The organism is Streptomyces sp. NBC_00663, assembly GCF_036226885.1.
In the GTDB taxonomy this organism is placed as follows: Bacteria; Actinomycetota; Actinomycetes; order Streptomycetales; family Streptomycetaceae; genus Streptomyces.
Genome location: NZ_CP109027.1, coordinates 5,616,062 through 5,633,555 on the forward strand (window position 1 = coordinate 5,616,062; position 17,494 = coordinate 5,633,555).

At 70.1% G+C, this 17,494-nt stretch carries 16 protein-coding genes; 13 read left to right on the top strand and 3 right to left on the bottom strand.

Features of this window, described 5'->3' with window-relative positions:
* Window positions 1-85 precede the first annotated feature (85 nt).
* The 6 genes from OG866_RS25605 to OG866_RS25630 all read left to right on the top strand — a co-directional run bounded on the left by OG866_RS25605 (window position 86) and on the right by OG866_RS25630 (window position 8,377).
* Window positions 86-1,192: a peptidoglycan recognition protein family protein gene (locus tag OG866_RS25605; RefSeq protein WP_329338155.1), complete on the top strand. Its 1,107-nt coding sequence runs from the start codon at window positions 86-88 to the stop codon at window positions 1,190-1,192.
* An 84-nt stretch (window positions 1,193-1,276) separates the two neighbouring features.
* Window positions 1,277-3,079, top strand: coding sequence for an ABC-F family ATP-binding cassette domain-containing protein (locus OG866_RS25610; RefSeq protein ID WP_329338156.1), 1,803 nt, complete (start codon window positions 1,277-1,279; stop codon window positions 3,077-3,079).
* A 191-nt stretch (window positions 3,080-3,270) separates the two neighbouring features.
* Window positions 3,271-5,040 carry an outer membrane protein assembly factor BamB family protein gene (locus tag OG866_RS25615; protein WP_329338157.1) on the top strand — a complete coding sequence of 590 codons (1,770 nt, stop codon included), beginning with the start codon at window positions 3,271-3,273 and terminating at the stop codon, window positions 5,038-5,040.
* Between the two features lie 76 nt (window positions 5,041-5,116).
* Window positions 5,117-6,952, top strand: a complete 1,836-nt coding sequence (locus tag OG866_RS25620; RefSeq protein ID WP_329338158.1) for an outer membrane protein assembly factor BamB family protein — start codon at window positions 5,117-5,119, stop codon at window positions 6,950-6,952.
* A 223-nt stretch (window positions 6,953-7,175) separates the two neighbouring features.
* Window positions 7,176-7,880, top strand: a complete 705-nt coding sequence (locus OG866_RS25625; RefSeq protein ID WP_329338160.1) for a helix-turn-helix transcriptional regulator — start codon at window positions 7,176-7,178, stop codon at window positions 7,878-7,880.
* Window positions 7,877-8,377, top strand: coding sequence for a hypothetical protein (locus tag OG866_RS25630; RefSeq protein ID WP_329338161.1), 501 nt, complete (start codon window positions 7,877-7,879; stop codon window positions 8,375-8,377). Before OG866_RS25625 ends, OG866_RS25630 begins: the two co-directional genes overlap by 4 nt.
* Window positions 8,378-8,431: 54 nt before the next feature.
* On the opposite strand, the gene OG866_RS25635 is transcribed toward OG866_RS25630, so the two are convergent.
* Window positions 8,432-8,752, bottom strand: coding sequence for a hypothetical protein (locus tag OG866_RS25635; RefSeq protein WP_329338162.1), 321 nt, complete (start codon window positions 8,750-8,752; stop codon window positions 8,432-8,434).
* A gap of 21 nt (window positions 8,753-8,773) precedes the next feature.
* Complete coding sequence (locus OG866_RS25640) at window positions 8,774-10,462, bottom strand: sodium:solute symporter family protein (RefSeq protein ID WP_329338165.1); 1,689 nt, start codon at window positions 10,460-10,462, stop codon at window positions 8,774-8,776.
* Window positions 10,463-10,571: 109 nt separating this feature from the next.
* Between OG866_RS25640 and galT the strand changes: the two genes are divergently transcribed.
* From galT to OG866_RS25675, 7 genes are all read left to right on the top strand, one after another.
* Window positions 10,572-11,633, top strand: coding sequence for a galactose-1-phosphate uridylyltransferase (gene galT, locus OG866_RS25645; RefSeq protein WP_329338167.1), 1,062 nt, complete (start codon window positions 10,572-10,574; stop codon window positions 11,631-11,633).
* Window positions 11,630-12,598, top strand: coding sequence for a UDP-glucose 4-epimerase GalE (gene galE / locus OG866_RS25650; protein ID WP_329338169.1), 969 nt, complete (start codon window positions 11,630-11,632; stop codon window positions 12,596-12,598). The genes galT and galE overlap by 4 nt, the downstream gene beginning before the upstream one ends.
* A complete protein-coding gene (gene galK / locus OG866_RS25655) occupies window positions 12,598-13,752 on the top strand; it encodes a galactokinase (RefSeq protein WP_329338171.1) in 1,155 nt (384 codons plus the stop codon). The genes galE and galK overlap by 1 nt, the downstream gene beginning before the upstream one ends.
* 154 nt (window positions 13,753-13,906) lie before the next feature.
* Window positions 13,907-14,200: a hypothetical protein gene (locus OG866_RS25660; RefSeq protein WP_329338172.1), complete on the top strand. Its 294-nt coding sequence runs from the start codon at window positions 13,907-13,909 to the stop codon at window positions 14,198-14,200.
* Window positions 14,201-14,202: 2 nt separating this feature from the next.
* Window positions 14,203-15,480, top strand: coding sequence for a putative T7SS-secreted protein (locus OG866_RS25665; RefSeq protein ID WP_329338174.1), 1,278 nt, complete (start codon window positions 14,203-14,205; stop codon window positions 15,478-15,480).
* Window positions 15,480-16,103 carry a hypothetical protein gene (locus tag OG866_RS25670; protein WP_329338175.1) on the top strand — a complete coding sequence of 208 codons (624 nt, stop codon included), beginning with the start codon at window positions 15,480-15,482 and terminating at the stop codon, window positions 16,101-16,103. The genes OG866_RS25665 and OG866_RS25670 overlap by 1 nt, the downstream gene beginning before the upstream one ends.
* Window positions 16,100-16,918 carry a hypothetical protein gene (locus OG866_RS25675; RefSeq protein WP_329338176.1) on the top strand — a complete coding sequence of 273 codons (819 nt, stop codon included), beginning with the start codon at window positions 16,100-16,102 and terminating at the stop codon, window positions 16,916-16,918. Before OG866_RS25670 ends, OG866_RS25675 begins: the two co-directional genes overlap by 4 nt.
* On the opposite strand, the gene OG866_RS25680 is transcribed toward OG866_RS25675, so the two are convergent.
* Window positions 16,915-17,370 carry a GNAT family N-acetyltransferase gene (locus OG866_RS25680; protein ID WP_329344296.1) on the bottom strand — a complete coding sequence of 152 codons (456 nt, stop codon included), beginning with the start codon at window positions 17,368-17,370 and terminating at the stop codon, window positions 16,915-16,917. The two genes, OG866_RS25675 and OG866_RS25680, sit on opposite strands and share 4 nt — an antisense overlap.
* Window positions 17,371-17,494: the final 124 nt, after the last annotated feature.

Below are 17,494 nucleotides of genomic sequence, written 5' to 3' on the forward strand. Positions count from 1 at the left end.
GATCTCCACACGATCCACCGCACCGGGAGTACGCGGTGGACACCCCGGGCCTCTAGGGTCACTTGACGCTTCAAGCTTCCCTCAAGTGACCGTCCTGGAAGGCACCTCCGTGTCCCAACCCCCCACCCACCGCAGGAAGCGGTCCCTGTCACGCCGTGGCGTGATCGGGGCCGCCGGAGCCGTCGCCACCGGGGCCGCCCTGACCCCGGTGGTCTTCGCGGCGGCCGACAGCGACTCCGACTCCGCTACCACCGACGCCGGTACGACCCCCGAGAAGTTCCCGGCCACCCGCTCCGACGCGAGCACCGGCGCCGGTACGGCCACCACCGCCTTCGCCGCCTCCTATGTCGGCGTCCGCTGGAACGGCCCCGCCGCCTCCCTCCGCCTCCCCGACGGCGACTGGCAGACGCTGAACGGCGGTTGCGCGACCGTCGAGGACGGCGGGACCGCCCTGGTCTCGACGGCGCCCGTCACGTCGTACGACCTCAAGGCCGCGGACGGCACCACCGACGTGCGCTCGCTCGCCATCGACACCACCGGCGGCCCGAAGCGCACCGTGAAGGTGCCGTCCGAACCCACGCGCGTGCGCGGCGTGCGGTATCTGTCGCGTCCGGCGTGGGGTGCGGACGAGTCGAAGCGGTACAAGGACGGCGTGGTCAACTCGCCCGAGAAGTACTACGCGTTGCAGGCGATCACCGTCCACCACACGGACACCCCGAACGGCGACGCCGACCCCGCGGCGACCGTCCGGGCGATCTACGAGTACCACGCGGTCACCCTCGACTGGGGCGACATCGGCTACCACTTCCTGATCGACGAGGCCGGTGTCGTCTACGAGGGCCGCTACTCCGGCGACGACGGCGTCCCCGCCTTCGACCCGGACGGCAATGTCGTCACCGCCTTCCACACCGCCGGTTACAACTCCGGCAACCTCGGCATCGCGCTGCTCGGCACCCTCACCGAGCAGGGCCCGACGGACGCGGCGAAGGCCTCGCTGACCCGGCTGATCAAGGTCATCGCCCGCTTCAAGGGCCTCGACCCGCAGGCGAAGATCACGTACACCAACCCGGTCAACGGCGTCACCAAGGACGCGACCACCGTCAGCGGCCACCGCGACTGGCTCCAGACCGACTGCCCCGGACAGACGATGTACGACCTCCTTGACGAGGTCAGGGCAGCCGCAGGACGCTGACCTGGGCTTACCTGCGGAGGGATCGGTCACCGAACAGCGCGCACTAGGCTGGGAGGCTGATCGATCCCCCTCGTCAGGAGAGAAATGGCCGTCAACCTGGTCAATGTCGAGAACGTCAGCAAGGTGTACGGCACCCGTGCGCTGCTGGACGGTGTCTCGCTCGGCGTCTCCGAGGGCGATCGGATCGGTGTCGTGGGCCGCAACGGCGACGGCAAGACCACCCTGATCCGCATGCTGGCCAAGCTGGAGGAGGCCGACACCGGCCGGGTCACCCACTCCGGCGGACTGCGCAGCGGCGTCCTCACCCAGCACGACTCCCTCGACTCGACGGCGACCGTCCGGCACGAGGTCATCCGTGACATGGCCGACCACGAGTGGGCCGGCAACGCCAAGATCCGGGACGTGCTCACGGGCCTGTTCGGCGGGCTCGACCTGCCCGGCTTCCCGCAGGGACTCGACACCGTCATCGGCCCGCTCTCCGGCGGTGAGCGGCGCCGGATCGCGCTCGCCAAGCTGCTCATCGAGGAACAGGACCTGATCGTCCTCGACGAGCCGACCAACCACCTCGACGTCGAGGGCATCTCCTGGCTCGCCCAGCATCTGCGCGAGCGCCGCTCCGCGCTCGTCTGCGTCACCCACGACCGCTGGTTCCTCGACCAGGTCTGCACCCGCATGTGGGACGTGCAGAAGGGCGACGTCTACGAGTACGAGGGCGGCTACTCCGACTACGTCTTCGCGCGCGCCGAGCGCGAGCGCATCGCGGCGACGGAGGAGACCAAGCGGCAGAACCTGGTCCGCAAGGAGCTGGCCTGGCTGCGCCGCGGCGCCCCCGCCCGTACGTCGAAGCCGCGCTTCCGGGTCGAGGCCGCCAACGAGCTGATCAAGGACGTGCCGCCGCCGCGCGACACCAGCGAGCTGATGAAGTTCGCCTCCTCGCGGCTCGGCAAGACGGTCTTCGACCTGGAGGACGTGACCGTCCAGGCCGGCCCCAAGGTGCTGCTCAAGCACATCACCTGGCAGCTCGGCCCGGGTGACCGCGTCGGCCTCGTCGGGGTCAACGGCGCCGGCAAGACCTCGCTGCTGCGGGCCATGGCCCAGGCCGCCCGCACCGAGGGCGAGACCCAGCCGGCCGGCGGCCGGGTCGTCGTCGGCAAGACGGTCAAGCTGGCCTACCTCTCCCAGGAGGTCGCCGAGCTCAACCCCGGCCTGCGGGTCCTGGAGGCCGTCCAGCAGGTGCGCGACCGCGTCGACCTCGGCAAGGGCCGCGAGATGACCGCCGGGCAGCTGTGCGAGACGTTCGGCTTCTCCAAGGAGAAGCAGTGGACGCCGGTCGGGGACCTGTCGGGTGGTGAGCGCCGCCGCCTCCAGCTGCTGCGTCTGCTGATGGACGAGCCCAACGTCCTCTTCCTCGACGAGCCGACCAACGACCTCGACATCGAGACCCTGACCCAGCTGGAGGACCTCCTCGACGGCTGGCCCGGCTCGATGATCGTCATCTCCCACGACCGGTTCTTCGTCGAGCGCACGACCGACCGTGTCTTCGCGCTCCTCGGCGACGCCACCCTGCGGATGCTGCCGCGCGGTATCGACGAGTACATCGAGCGCCGCCACAAGATGGAGCAGGCCGCGGCGGCCTCGGCGCCGGTCGTGCAGAAGGCCGTCCCCGAGAAGAGCGCCGCCGACCAGCGGGCCGCCAAGAAGGAACTCCAGAAGATCGAGCGGCAGCTCGACAAGCTCTCCGAGAAGGAGACCAAGCTGCACGCCCGAATCGCCGAGAACGCGACAGACTTCGCGAAGGTGGCCGAACTCGACGCCGAGCTGCGCGACTTGGCCGGCGAGCGGGACGAACTGGAGCTGCGCTGGCTGGAACTCGCCGAGGACGCGTGAAGGGTACGTGAAGGCGCATAACAGAGGCATCACGGGCCGGTCCTCCCTTGGGTACAGGGGATGATCGGCCCGTCTCGCTGTCGGTCCCGAGTGATAGAAAGAGCCGTCTGAGAACTTTCTGAGTACGACTCTGAGTCCGTTACGTACCTCAGGGCGTGGCTAAAAATCAGTGAATGAGGGGGAACGCGCTGATGACCCAGCCGCCCGGTTTTGGAGCACCGCAGGACCCGCCGCCGCAGGGCGGTTTCGGCGCGCCGCCGCCTCCCGCGGGACCGCCGCAGACGCCGCCGCCTCCGCAGGGGCCGCCGCAGCCCGGTTACGGCTATCCCCAGAAGGTCGACCAGCCCGGCCCGTACGGCCAGCCGCCGCAGCAGCCCGGTCCCTACGCTCAGCCGCAGCAGCCCGGCCCTTACGCCCAGCCCGGCCCCTACAACCAGCCGCAGCAGCCGGGTCCGTACGGCCAGCCCGGTTACGGCTACCCGCCCCAGCCGCAGTACCCCGGTGGCCCCGGCACCCCGCCCCCGCCCGGCTCGCGCAACCCCTTCAAGGGCAAGCCGGCCCTCGTCATCGCGGCGGCGGTCGCCGGACTCCTCGTCGTCGGCGGCACGGTGTGGGCGGTCAGCGGCGGGGACGACGACCCGAAGAAGCCGGTGGCCGAGGAGAGCGGCAGCGCCAAGCCCTCCGCGTCCGACGACCCGGTCAACCCCGGTGACGGCGACGGTGGCGGCGGCAAGGACCAGGAGGACCTCAACGAGGGCCGCCAGGCGGGCGAGTCGAAGGTGCTCTGGTACAAGACCGCGCCGGACGCTCCCGGTTCGGGGGCCGACGCCCCCGGCATGTGGATCACCGACAAGACCGCGGTGAAGGCGGCGTACAAGCAGCTCTTCGGCTACCAGGTCAGTGACGGCACCCCCGCCTGGGACCCGATCACCTTCGACCAGAAGATCTGCTCGGTCACCCCGCAGAAGACCGCCGCCAACAAGATCGTCGTCGCCTACATGAGCGGCAGCAGCGACCGCGCGGAGTGCAACAAGCTCCAGGAGGTCGACCTCGACACCGGCGCCAAGGGCTGGACCGGGGAGGTCGCCGACGGCGAACTGTTCGACTCCACGCTCCAGATCGAGCTGACCATCACCGGCAGGACGCTGATGGTGGGCCGCTCGATGTCCGGCACCGCCCTCGACGTCACGACCGGCAAGAAGCTGTTCGACAAGAAGAAGTACGGCGACGCCTGCTTCCCGAGCGCGTTCGCCGGCGGCTCCAAGCTGATCGCCGTCTCCTCCTGCGACGCCTCCGGGGCGAACGAGCACGACGAGGTGCAGGAGCTGGACCCGACGACCGGCAAGGTCAAGTGGACCCAGAAGTTCGACAAGGGCTGGCGGGTCGCGCGCGCCTACTCCATCGACCCGCTCGTCATCTACAGCACCAACGAGGACAAGAACGCCTGGAACATCTCCACGTTCACCTCGGGCGGCAAGTTCCGCTCCCAGGTCGGCTTCGACGAGGACTTCGATCCCGCCTGCGACTGGGCGATCTTCGCCCGTGACCTGACGGGCTGCACCGGCACGGCCGCCGACGCCGACACGCTCTACCTGCCGACCAAGGCGACGACGGGCGCGAACGAGATCGTGGCGATCAACCTCTCCACCGGCAAGGAGAAGTGGCGCGTGAAGTCCCCGGCGGACGAGTCGATGCTGCCGCTGAAGATCGAGAACGGCAAGCTCATCGCGTACGTCGCACCGTCGTACGACGCGGGCGGCCAGGTGGTGTCCATCGCGACGACCGGCTCGGAACACAAGCCGGCGAAGCTGCTCCAGAACCCGGCGTCCGCCGCCGACGTCGAGGACGGCTTCTACTCCAAGGCCGTCGACTGGGTCGGCGGACGCTTCTATCTCTCGACCACCCGGCTGAACGGCGACGACGACGCGCAGGAGAAGTTGATGCTCGCCTACGGCAAGTAGCGCGCCCTGCCCGCCACGGCAGGCAGCCCTCCCGCCCTTCGTCCGCTTCCGTCCCCGCTTCCCGAGGTGCTCCGTCATGACCCAGCCGCCGCCCCCGCCGAACCAGCCCCCGCCCGGGGGAGGCTTCGGCCCGCCCCAGGACCAGCCCCCGCAGCCACAGCCCGGCTACGGATACCCGCAGGCTCCGCAGACGCCGCCGCCCCCGCTCCCGCAGGGCCCGCCGACGCCCCCGGCCGGTCCGGGCTACGGCTACCCGCAACAGCCCCAGCCGCAACAGCCGTACGGCCAGCCGCCCACCCCGGCGCCGAACCCGTACGGACAGCCGCAGCCCGACACCTACGGGCAGCAGCCCGGCGGCTACGGCCAGCCGCAGCCGAACCCCTATGGCCAGCAGCCCGGTTACGGCTACCAGCAGCCCACCGTGCCGATGCAGCCGCAGGCCGCGCAGCCGGCCGGCGGACGGAAGCTCAACTCGCAGCTGACGATCATCATCGCGGCGGTCGTCGCGATCGCGCTGATCGTCGGCGGCGGCCTCTGGTACGCGGGCTCCTCCGGTGACGACGGCAAGAAGGACACCGCGGGCAGCGGCGGCGCCACCGGCGGCGGCGACGAGAAGGGCGGCACCGGCGGCACCAGCAGCAAGGGTGACGAGAAGGTCCCGGCGAACACCGCCGCCTCCGTCCTCTTCCAGGTCCCGCAGCCCGAGGTCAAGGTCGACACCACCTACACCGTCAACGGCTCCTGGCTGACCGACACCGTGTACGCCAAGAGCGGCATCGCCGAGATCGTCGGCTACGACCCCGACAAGGGCACCGAGAAGTGGACGATCAAGTTGCCCGGCCCGGTGTGCCAGGCCAGCCGTCAGATGACCGACAAGCATCTGACGGCCATCGCCTACGAGCCCGCGATGCCGACCAAGGAGGAACCGACGGCCGGATGCAGCCAGGTCGCGGCGATCGACCTGGACGCGGGCACGAAGCTGTGGACGAAGACCGCCAAGGCCGGTGACCGGCTGATCCCCTGGGACAACGTCACCGTCAGCGCGAACACCGTCGCCACCGGCTCCACCAGCGGCGGCGCCGCCTGGGACATCACCACCGGCAAGTCCCTGTGGAGCCCGAAGCCGACCGACAGCTGCTACGACGCGGGTTACGGCGGCGGCGCGAAGCTGGTCGCGGTCCGCAAGTGCGGTGACTACGACGCGCGCCAGCTGCACATCCAGACCATCGACCCGGCGTCCGGCAAGGTGATCTCCGAGTACAAGATGTCGCAGGGCATCGAGTACGCGAGCATCGTCTCCACCGACCCGCTGGTCGTCGCCGCCGAGGTCGGGGAGGACGCGGGTGCCAGCGGCATCTCCGACGTCTTCTCCATCGACAACAGGACCGGCAAGCTGCGCACCCGTATCGCCCTCCCGGGCGACGAGTACGCGGCCCGTTGCGACGGCATCTACCGGCCCGAGTACTGCTTCCAGATCGCCGTCGGCAACGACCGGGTGTACGTGCCGACGGAGGAGCACCAGGGGACCGGCAGCGACTACAGCCGGACCAACGAGATCATCGCCTTCGACCTGGCCACGGGGAAGCAGACCGGCCAGCGCGCGGACGCCGGCGACGGCTACACGATCAGCCCGCTGCGCATGGACGGCGGCAACCTGATCGCGTACAAGCGTCCCCCGTACGACAAGGGCGGCCAGATCGTCAGCATCGACGGCGGCACCTTCAAGGAGACCAAGCTCCTGGAGAACCCGGCGACGGAGGCGGTGCGCGACGTGGAGACGAGCATGCTCCCCGACTCCTCCGAGCTGATCTACCACGACGGCCGGCTGTTCATGTCGGAGGTCTACGCGAGCGATTTCGGCAGCAGTTCGGGCGAGAAGGAGTATCTGGCGATCGCTTTCGGCGCGAAGTGATCGCGTAACCGCCTCCACGCACTGCCCCGTCCCTGCTCAGGAGCGGGGCAGTGCGCGTACCACCCATCAATCTCGAATGACGGAAATTCCGTCGATCCGGGGCACTTCTCACCAGTAGGGGGAGCGCAACGTCGAACAAGCGTGTAGCTTCCGGGGGCATGAAGGGCGGGGGAGCCGGGAGGGGGCTCCTGTCCGTGCGGAGGGGGGACTGGGGGGTTGCTCGATGGGAGTGCGGCTCATGGTGGTCGACGACCACCGACTGCTGGCCGAGGCGTTGGCCTCGGCGTTGAAACTGCGGGGCCATCGGGTCCTCGCCGCGGCGGCACCGGCCGCGGGGGCGGCGGAGCTGGTGATCACCCGGGCGCCGGAGGTGTGCCTGCTGGGCACGGCGACCCCGGCCGAGCCGGGCATCTTCGACCCGGTGGTCAAGATCAAGCGGGACCGTCCGCAGGTGGCGGTGCTGGTCCTCGGCCCGGTGCCGAACCCGCGCGGGATAGCCGCGGCCTTCGCCGCGGGCGCCTCGGGCTATGTACGGCACGACGAGCGCATCGAGGGTGTCGAGCGGGCGATCATGAAGGCGCGGGCGGGCGAGGCGGCGGTGGCACCTCAGCTGCTTCAGGGCGCCTTCAGTGAACTGCTCAACCCCGCCGCCCAGCCCGACGACGAGGGCCAGCGCCTGCTCCAGATGCTGACGCCGAGGGAGGTCGAGGTCCTGGTCCGCGTCGCCGACGGCGAGGACACCCGCCTGATCGCGGCCGGCATGGGCATCGCCCCGTCCACGGCCCGTACCCATGTGCAGCGGGTGCTGATGAAGCTGGGGGTGGGCTCGCGGCTGGAGGCGGCGGCATTGGCGGCGCGCACGGGGCTGCTGGAACGTGCGGGACCGGTGCCGCACGGGCTGCCGGAACCGGGGGCGGGGCCGGAATGACCGTCAGCGTCTCCAGGCTGCGGGATCGGCGCTTCAACGGCTACTTGAAGGTGAGGCTCCCGCATCCGCTGGATGCCGAGGTGAAAGCCGTCGTCGTCGCGTACTGGGCAGGCTCGGCCGAGGGCAAAGAGGGCCTGCTCGAGGGCGTGGACGGCCGGGTCGCCGGTGTCCTGAACGCGTACGCCCAGCGGATGGCGTCGATCGCGGTGCGCACCGGGTCCGTGGACGATCTTCGGCGCGGGGTGGTCGCTGCGGCGCTGGCACACGGGCGCCTTGACGACTACCGCAACAGCTTGTTCGTCCTGTCCACCGTCCATGACAGCGCGTCTCTGATCGGTACTTCGCTCGGGAAGGTCCTCGACGGGCTGAAGGGTGTCCTGCCGCCTGCCGGGCTGGACACGCTGCGAACCTTCGACCGGCGCGACGAGCGGAGCAAGTCGCTGAAGGCGTTCGGACGCAGGAGGTCCGGCGCCGGGGACACCTTCCGCTACGTCTAGCACCACGCGACGGGGCCGGAGTCCCGCAGACCCCGGCCCCGTCGCGTCGCCGTCCTACTCGGTCGGCTTCTCCTCCGCCGTCACCGGAGGCACCGGCGGCGGGGTCGGGCGCAGCTTCAGCCACACCAGGAAGAAGATGCCGAGGAGCAGCATCCCGAGCCCGGTCCACAGGTTGATGTTGACGCCCTCCGCCTTGTCGAGGGTGGCGTCGGACGGGTTGATGCCGGCGATGGTGACGATGACCCCGTACAGGACGAACAGACCGCCGATGATGCGGCGCAGGTCGAAGATGCGGGCGGCGGTGGCCGACTTGGCCTGGAGCTCGGCGACTTCCCGCTGGACGTCCTTCTCGGAATATCCGTGGTGGTCAGACATGGTCTCTCAATCCTCCCGCGATCAGAACGAGAACGGGATGTAGCAGGCGGCGGCCAGCACGATCGCGCCCCAGCCCAGCAGGGCCGGCCTGCGGTACCAGGCGTCGTCGCCCTCGGCGGGGGCCTCGGTCATACCGGGGGAGCGGGTGCCGTAGACCAGGCCCTGGAGCTCCTCGGCGGGCTTGGGCGCGGTGAACATCGACACCGCGAACATCACGACCGCGCCCGCGACGAAGCCGACGATCGCGGAGACGAAGTTGGCGCCCTGGTCGGAGGGGATGTCGATGATGCCCTGCTTGTAGATCCAGAAGTAGTTCACCATCGCCGCGACCGTGCCGGCGAGCAGGCCCCAGAAGCCGGACTTCACCGACGCCCGCTTCCAGAACATGCCGACGATGAAGACCACGAACATCGGCACGTTGAAGAAGGAGAACAGCGTCTGGAGGTAGCTCATGATGTTGGAGAAGGAGGAGGCGAGGAACGCCGTGCCCACCGAGGCCGCCACACCGATCACCGTGATCAGCCGGCCGAAGCGCACGTAGTACTCGTCCTCACGGCCGCGCTCCACGTACCGACCCCAGATGTCGTTGGTGAACACCGTGTTGAAGGACGACACGTTCGCCGCCATGCCCGCCATGAACGCGGCCAGCAGACCCGTCACCGCGATGCCCAGCACGCCGTTCGGCAGCAGCTGTTCCATGAGATAGGGGATGGCGTCGTTGTACTGGTAGCCCGAGTCGGGGGTGCCGAAGCCGGGGATCAGAGCGGCGGCGGTCAGGCCCGGGATCATCACCAGGAAGACGATGAAGATCTTCGGGAACGCCGCGATCAGCGGCGTGCGCTGGGCGGCGCTCAGGTTCTTCGCCGACAGGGCGCGCTGGACCTCGGCGAAGTTCGTCGTCCAGTAGCCGAAGGAGAGGACGAAACCGAGGCCGAGCACGATCGTCAGCCAGTTCGCGCCCAGCGGGTTGTCCGAGCCGATGCCGGTACCGCCCCAGGCCGTCGTGAAGTTCGCGCCGTGCTCCGCCGTCAGCTTGTCCGTCAGGCCGTCCCAGCCGCCGACCTTCTTCAGGCCAAGGACCACGATGGGGATGAGGGCCGCGAGGATCACGAAGAACTGAAGCACCTCGTTGTAGATCGCCGACGACAGTCCGCCGAGGGTGATGTACGCCAGCACGAACGCGCCCGCGACCACGATCGCCACCCACTGCGGCCAGCCCAGCAGCGCCTCGACGACGATCGCGAGGGCGTACAGGTTCACCCCGGCGATCAGGATCGCGGCGAAGGCGAACAGGGCCGAGCTGAGCAGGTGCGCCCATTTGTCGAAGCGCAGCAGCAGCATCTCGGGGACCGAGCGGACCTTGCTGCCGTAGTAGAAGGGCATCATCACCAGGCCCAGGAAGACCATGGCCGGGATGGCGCCGATCCAGTACCAGTGCACGGTGTACGCGCCGTACTGGGCGCTGTTGGCGGCCATGCCCAGGATCTCGGTGGCGGCGAGGTTGGCCGAGATGAAGGCGAGGCCGGTGATCCAGGCGGGCAGTGAACGTCCGGAGAGGAAGAAGTCGAGGCTGGTCTTCACCGATCTGCGGGCGGCGAAGCCGATGCCGAGGACCACGACGAAGTAGATCGCCAGGATCGTGTAGTCGAGCCAGTTCGTGGGGAGTCGCAGCTCGGCCGCCAGATTTGTGACCTCTGTGGGGGTTTGCATGGGGCAATTGAACCCTTCGGCTGGCGTTCTTTGTTTGATTCTGATGTTGACGCTGCTGTCGAGTTATGGTTACTTGTGTTTAGTTCTGTTTGAGTGAAGGAGTCCGGCGGTGAAGAAGACCTCGACCCGGCTGGCCGACGGTCGCGAGCTCATCTACTACGACCTGCGTGACGACACCGTGCGGGACGCGGTCGACCGCCGTCCGCTGGAGCGGACCGTCACCACCTCCGAGGTCCGCCGCGACCCGCTCCTCGGCGACTCGGTGGCCATCGCCTCGCACCGGCAGGGCCGCACCTACCACCCGCCGGCGAACGAGTGCCCGCTGTGCCCCTCCGAGGGCGACCGGCTGAGCGAGATCCCGGACTCGTCGTACGACGCCGTCGTCTTCGAGAATCGTTTCCCCTCCCTGGCCGGCGACTCGGGCCGCTGCGAGGTCGTCTGCTTCACCTCCGACCACAACGCGTCCTTCGCCGACCTCACCGAGGAGCAGGCACGCCTGGTCCTGGAGGCGTGGACGGACCGGACGTCGGAGCTGTCGCATCTGCCCTCCGTGGAACAGGTGTTCTGCTTCGAGAACCGCGGCGCCGAGATCGGGGTGACCCTCGGACATCCGCACGGGCAGATCTACGCGTACCCGTTCACCACGCCTCGCACCGCCCTGATGCTGCGCCAGGTGGCTCAGCACAAGGAGGCCACCGGCGGCGAGAACCTCTTCGACAGCGTGCTGGAGACCGAACTCGCCGGTGAGCGGGTCGTCCTGGAGAGTGAACACTGGGTCGCGTTCGTGCCGTACGCCGCGCACTGGCCCTACGAGGTCCACCTGTACCCGAGGCGCCGGGTGCCGGACCTGCTGGGCCTGGACGAGGACGCGCGCTCAGAATTCCCCCAGGTTTATCTGGAACTCTTGAGGCGCTTCGACCGGATCTTCGGCGAAGGTGAGCCCCTCACGCCGTACATCGCGGCCTGGCACCAGGCCCCGTTCGGCGCGCTGGAGGAGTTCGAGGGCGTCAGCCGTGACGATTTCGCGCTCCACCTCGAGCTTTTCACCATCCGCCGCACGCCCGGCAAGCTGAAGTTTCTCGCGGGTTCCGAGTCCGGCATGAACGTGTTCATCAACGACATCCGGCCGGAGGCCGCGGCCGAGCGACTGCGAGAGGTAGCGAGTTCATGAGCGGTAAGTACCTGGTGACGGGTGGCGCGGGTTACGTCGGCAGCGTGGTCGCCCAGCACCTGCTGGAGGCGGGCCACGAGGTCGTCGTCCTCGACAACCTCTCCACCGGCTTCCGCGAGGGCGTCCCGGCCGGCGCCGGCTTTATCGAGGGCGACATCCGCGACGCCGCCAAGTGGCTCGACGCCTCCTTCGACGGCGTGCTGCACTTCGCCGCGTCCTCCCAGGTCGGCGAGTCCGTCGTCAAGCCCGAGAAGTACTGGGACAACAACGTCGGCGGCACCATGGCGCTGCTCGGCGCGATGCGCGAGGCAGGCGTGCGCAAGCTCGTCTTCTCCTCCACGGCCGCCACCTACGGCGAGCCCGAGCAGGTCCCGATCGTCGAGACCGCGCCCACCAAGCCGACCAACCCCTACGGCGCCTCCAAGCTCGCCGTCGACTTCATGATCACCAGCGAGGCGGGCGCCCACGGCCTGGCCGCCGTCTCCCTGCGCTACTTCAACGTCGCGGGCGCGTACGGCGCGTACGGCGAGCGGCACGACCCCGAGTCGCACCTCATCCCGCTGGTCCTCCAGGTCGCCCAGGGCAAGCGGGACGCCATCTCCGTCTTCGGCGAGGACTACCCGACGCCGGACGGCACCTGCGTCCGCGACTACATCCACGTCGCCGACCTCGCCGAGGCCCACCTCCTCGCCGTCCAGGCCGCCACCCCCGGCGAGCACCTGATCTGCAACCTCGGCAACGGCGAGGGCTTCTCCGTCCGGCAGGTCATCGAGACCGTCCGCCAGGTCACCGGCCACCCGATCCCCGAGGTCGTGGCCCCCCGCCGCGGCGGCGACCCGGCGACCCTGGTGGCCTCGGCCGCCACCGCCCGCGAGAAGCTGGGCTGGAACCCGTCCCGCGCGGACCTCGCGGGCATCGTCGCGGACGCGTGGGAGTTCGCGCAGAACATCTCAAGGGAGCAGTAGTGGGCGCAGAGCAGGTGCGCGACGGTTTCGTGGCGCTCTACGGCACCGAGCCCGAAGGCGTCTGGTCGGCGCCGGGGCGCGTCAACCTCATCGGTGAGCACACCGACTACAACGACGGCTTCGTGATGCCCTTCGCGCTGCCGCACACCGCCGTCGCCGCGGTCTCCCGCCGCGACGACGGCGTCCTGCGCCTGCACTCGGCGGACATCGAGGACGGCGTCGCGGAGCTGCGCCTGGACGACCTCGTCCCGGAGACCGACCGCGGCTGGACGGCGTACCCGGCGGGCGTGGTCTGGGCCCTGCGCGAGGCCGGCCACGCCGTGACCGGCGCGGACATCCACCTCACCTCCACCGTCCCCTCGGGCGCGGGCCTGTCGTCCTCGGCGGCGCTGGAGGTCGTGGTCGCCCTGGCGCTCAACGACCTGTACGAACTGGGCTTGCAGCGCTGGCAGTTGGCCCGGCTGTGCCAGCGCGCGGAGAACGTCTACGTCGGCGCTCCGACCGGCATCATGGACCAGACGGCGTCGGCGTGCTGCGAGGAGGGCCACGCGCTCTTCCTCGACACCCGCGACCTCTCCCAGAAGCAGATCCCCTTCGACCTGGCCTCCGAGGGCATGCGTCTGCTGGTCGTCGACACCCAGGTCAAGCACTCCCACAGCGAGGGCGAGTACGGCAAACGCCGGGCCGGCTGCGAGCGGGGCGCCGCCCTGCTCGGCGTCGACGCGCTCAGGGACATCGCCTACGGCGACCTCGACGCGGCCCTCGCACGGCTCGGCGACGACGAGGAGGCGGTCCGGCTGGTCCGGCACGTCGTCACCGAGGACGAGCGGGTGGAGAAGGCCGTCGCCCTGCTGGAGTCGGGCGACACCCGCGCGATCGGCCCGGTGCTGGTGGCCGGTCACGCCTCCCTGCGCGACGACTTCCGCATCTCCTGCCCGGAGCTGGACCTCGTCGTCGACACGGCGATGAGCGCGGGCGCCCTGGGATCGCGCATGACCGGCGGCGGCTTCGGCGGCTCGGCGATCGTGCTGGCGGACGTCGCCGACGTCGACAGCATCACCAAGGCGGTCGAAGAGGCCTTCGCCGCGGCCGGGTTCACCGCGCCGCGCGTCTTCGAGGCGGTACCGGCGCCGGGAGCGCGCAGGCTCGTCTGAGGTCCCGGATCAGCCCCGCGCCCCTGGTGGAGCGCGGGGCTGACCCATGCTTTGCCCGCGTTGGCGCGATCTTGGCGAATTCCCGACGGATCCCTGACGCCGCCGCGAGTAGCGTCACCGTGTTCGAGTGGATGCGGACGCAAACGGGGGCACGATGAGCGACCTGTCGGTCGACTACGCGGTACTGAACCGGGTCAGGCACAACCTCGACCACATCGCCGAGCTGATGAAGAAGCCGGGCCGCGAGATGCGGGACGTCACCGGCGACTCCATGGGCGTGCCCGAACTGGCCCGCCGCATGGACCACTTCGGCGACGAGTGGTCGTACGGCATCAAGCAGCTGACGAAATTCTCCGAGAAGGCGTCCAAGGCGCTGCTCAAGGTCAAGGAGTCCTTCGAGCAGCTCGACCACGAACTCGCCCAGTCCCAGCGGCATCGGGACTCGTGACCGTGGCGGACGAATTCCCGGCGCTCGGCTTCGTGCCCTGCCCCGGCGACCACGAGGCCGCCGACGAGGTGGCGAAGACGGTCCGCCGTACGGCGAAGGCCCTCGCCGAGATCTCCCAGGTGCTGCACGGCACCGGCGCCGGCGACTGGAAGGGCCAGGCGGCGGAGGCCTTCCGGGAGAAGTTCGACGACGAGTTCCGCCCCCGCGTCGACGACGCCCGCGACTCCTTCGCGGGCGCGGCCGGCGCCCTGGAGGACTGGGCGGCCCACATGGCCCACCAGCAGGCCGCCGCCCGCCGCCTGGAGGCCCGCGCCGCCGAGGCCGCCGGGCGGGTGGACAGCGCGCACGCCCAGGCCAAGAAGGTGAAGGACGCCGACGACCACCAGGCTCACGACGCCGACCGGGCCGTCCACGCCCGCCAGGCCGAACTCGACGACCTGCGCCGCCAGGCCCACCGCATGTCCGAGCACTACCACGCCTACGGCAAGGACATCGCCGAGCGCCTCAGGACCGCCATGGACATCGCCCCCGACGAGCCCGGCATCTGGGACCGCCTCGGCGACGCCATCGCCGACCTGGGCAAAGCCCTGGCCGATCTGCCGGGTCAGGTGGGCGAGTTGCTCGCGGACGTCGGTGACTGGCTCAAGGCCCACGCGGACTGGATCACCGTCGCCGCCTCCGTCGTCGGCGTGATCGCGATCTTCTGCCCCGCCCTCGCCCCGCTCGCCATCGGCCTGAGCGCGCTCGCCCTGTTCGCGCACGCCGCGTCGTACGGCATGAGCGGCCTCTTCCCGCCCACCGGCGACCACATCGGCAACTGGCTCACCCTCGGCGGCGACGCCCTCGGCATGATTCCGGGCGTGGGCGCCGCGAAGTCGGGCCTGACGGCCGGGTTCAAGGCGGGCCGGGCCGCCGAGGGCTTCGTCGCGGGCACCCGCGTCGGCATCAAGACGGCCGCCGTGACCGCGAAGGACGTCATGAAGGCCGCCGACCCGGTCGCCAAGATGATCGACCGCCCGGTGATGGCCGTGGCCACCCGCCTCGGGGTGTCGCGCGGCGCCGCCCTCACCGCCACCGAGGGCGTCCAGGCCGCCGCCACCCTCGCCTGGACCGCCCCCACCGCCCTCAACGCCTATGCCACCAGCACCGGCCGCTACGACGCCGCCACCTGGGGCACCGGCGTCGGCAACATCACCATGGGCACGGGCGGCGGGAAGTTCGGCGGACTCGTGGCCGTGGGCAGCGCGATCGGCCTGGGCGCATGGGAGCTGACGGACTGATGACCGACGTGGACGTGGCCGACCTCTGGTTCGAACTCCCGCCGGGTTTCGTCGAGTTCGACCTCGCCGAGGACCCGGAGGCGCGCATGCTGCGCATGGCGGACGCGGTCGACGCGCTCTTCGCCGACGCGACCCCCGAGCAGAAGTTCAGCCTCGTCGTCTCCGGCGAACACGTCCTGACGACGATGATCTCGGCCGGCGCCGCACATGTGTCGAGCTGCCTGCTGCGCATGCCCGGCGACGAACCCTCCCAGGCCATGCTCTGCGTCCTCGTCGAACACCCCCAGACCGGCCCCGAGTTCCAGGACCGCCAGGCCGCCGCCCGCCGCACCGCCGCCCAGTGGCGCGCGCTGCACCCGGACGCCGAGGTCGGCCTCGTCATGCTGCCCTACGGCATCTCGGCCCTCTGCATCCGCGAACAGCACCTCGCCGTCCCCGGCGCGCTCTTCGGCCTGCCCGACCCGGTTCCGGCGACGGTCCGCCAGGCCGAGTTCTGGGTGCCGCTGAAGACGGGCCCCGGGGCGGTCCTGTTCGTGTTCACCACGCAGGACGTGGCGCACTGGGCGCGGTACGTCGACGTACTGAGCGGCATAGTGAAGTCGATCTCGGAGGAACGGGCATGAGCGACGAGGTCACGCACCGGACGCCGGTGCTCCTGGCGACCGGAATCAGCGCATACGTGCTCGCGGTGATCGCCGGCATGTACTTCCTGGACGTCTCCGCCCTCCAGATCCCCCTGTGGATCGCCCACGCGGTCGTCCTGGCCCTGCTGATCCGCAAGCTGGGCGCGAAGGAGTCCAGCGTGTACGCCGCCCTGTTCGTCGTCCTCACCTCGGCTTCGGCCGTGTACGTCATGGGCCTGGCCCGCGACGACCTCACCCTCCAGCGGCGCGGCGAGAAGGTCACGGCCACGGTGTTGAAGGAGTGGCGCGACCCGGCCGAGGGCCGCACGGGACGCGACTCCCACTACACGCTCCGCCGCGAGGACGGCACCCGCGTCCCGGGCCCGCCCCTGACGACGACCTCCGACGCGTACGACGTGGGCCAGACCCTGACGGTCATCGAGGACCCCGACGCGGAACTGGCCCCCGAGACCCCCGGCCAGGCGAACGCCACCGCCGAGATCCTCGGCGCGGCCGCCCTCGCCCTCGCCGCGCTGGGCGCGGTCGGCTGGATGACGTGGAAAGGCGCACGGAAGGAGCAGGACGTGGACACGGGAGCACAGGCGGCACAGGAGGAGAAGCTCCGCGAGGCCCTGCGCACCTACCCCGCCGACCGCCGCGGCTACATCAAACTCCACCCCGAGGACTACCCCGCCCTCACCCACCGACGAGCCGCCCGCATCGCCTGGGAGACAGGCCTGCGCACGGAGGCGGCGGGCAACCGGGGTTCGTGGCGCTTCAAGGAGACGGTGGTGGAGCAGGTCCCGCTCGACTAACCGAGCCGCTTCGTCAGCGTGAACTCCGTGATGCCCGGTGGATAGTCCGGGATCACGCACACCACGTCGTAGCCCCGCTTCCGGTAGAACTCCGGCGCCTGGAAGTCCCAGGTCTCCACCCGGGACATCGCGCACCCCCGTTCGTCGCGCGCGATCCGCTCCGCCTCCGTGAGCAACCGCGAACCCAGGCTCGCGCCGCGGTGGCGTTCGTCGACCCACAGGTAGGTGACGTGGAGCCAGGTCGTCCAGGTGTGGCCGACCAGGCCGCCGGCGAGGTTCCCCGCCCCGTCCAGCACCCAGACGTGGAGCGGAAGTTCCCGTTCGTCCGGGGTGCCGCGCAGGGCGCGCAGGACGGGCGAGGCCGCGGTGTTGGTGTCCCGCAGCCGGATTCGCAGCAGATCGCGCCGGTCTTTGTCGACTTCTGTCTCCATACGAAACATGCGGCTCACCATAAACGCGCTGGACAGCCAGTTCTGCAAATTGCCTTCCGCTCCTGCCCCCCGGCCGTACCCTGATGAACAGCACCGGTGGGGGCCGGTGCTGATCAGGGGGCGAGACAGTCGGGTACGGCACCCG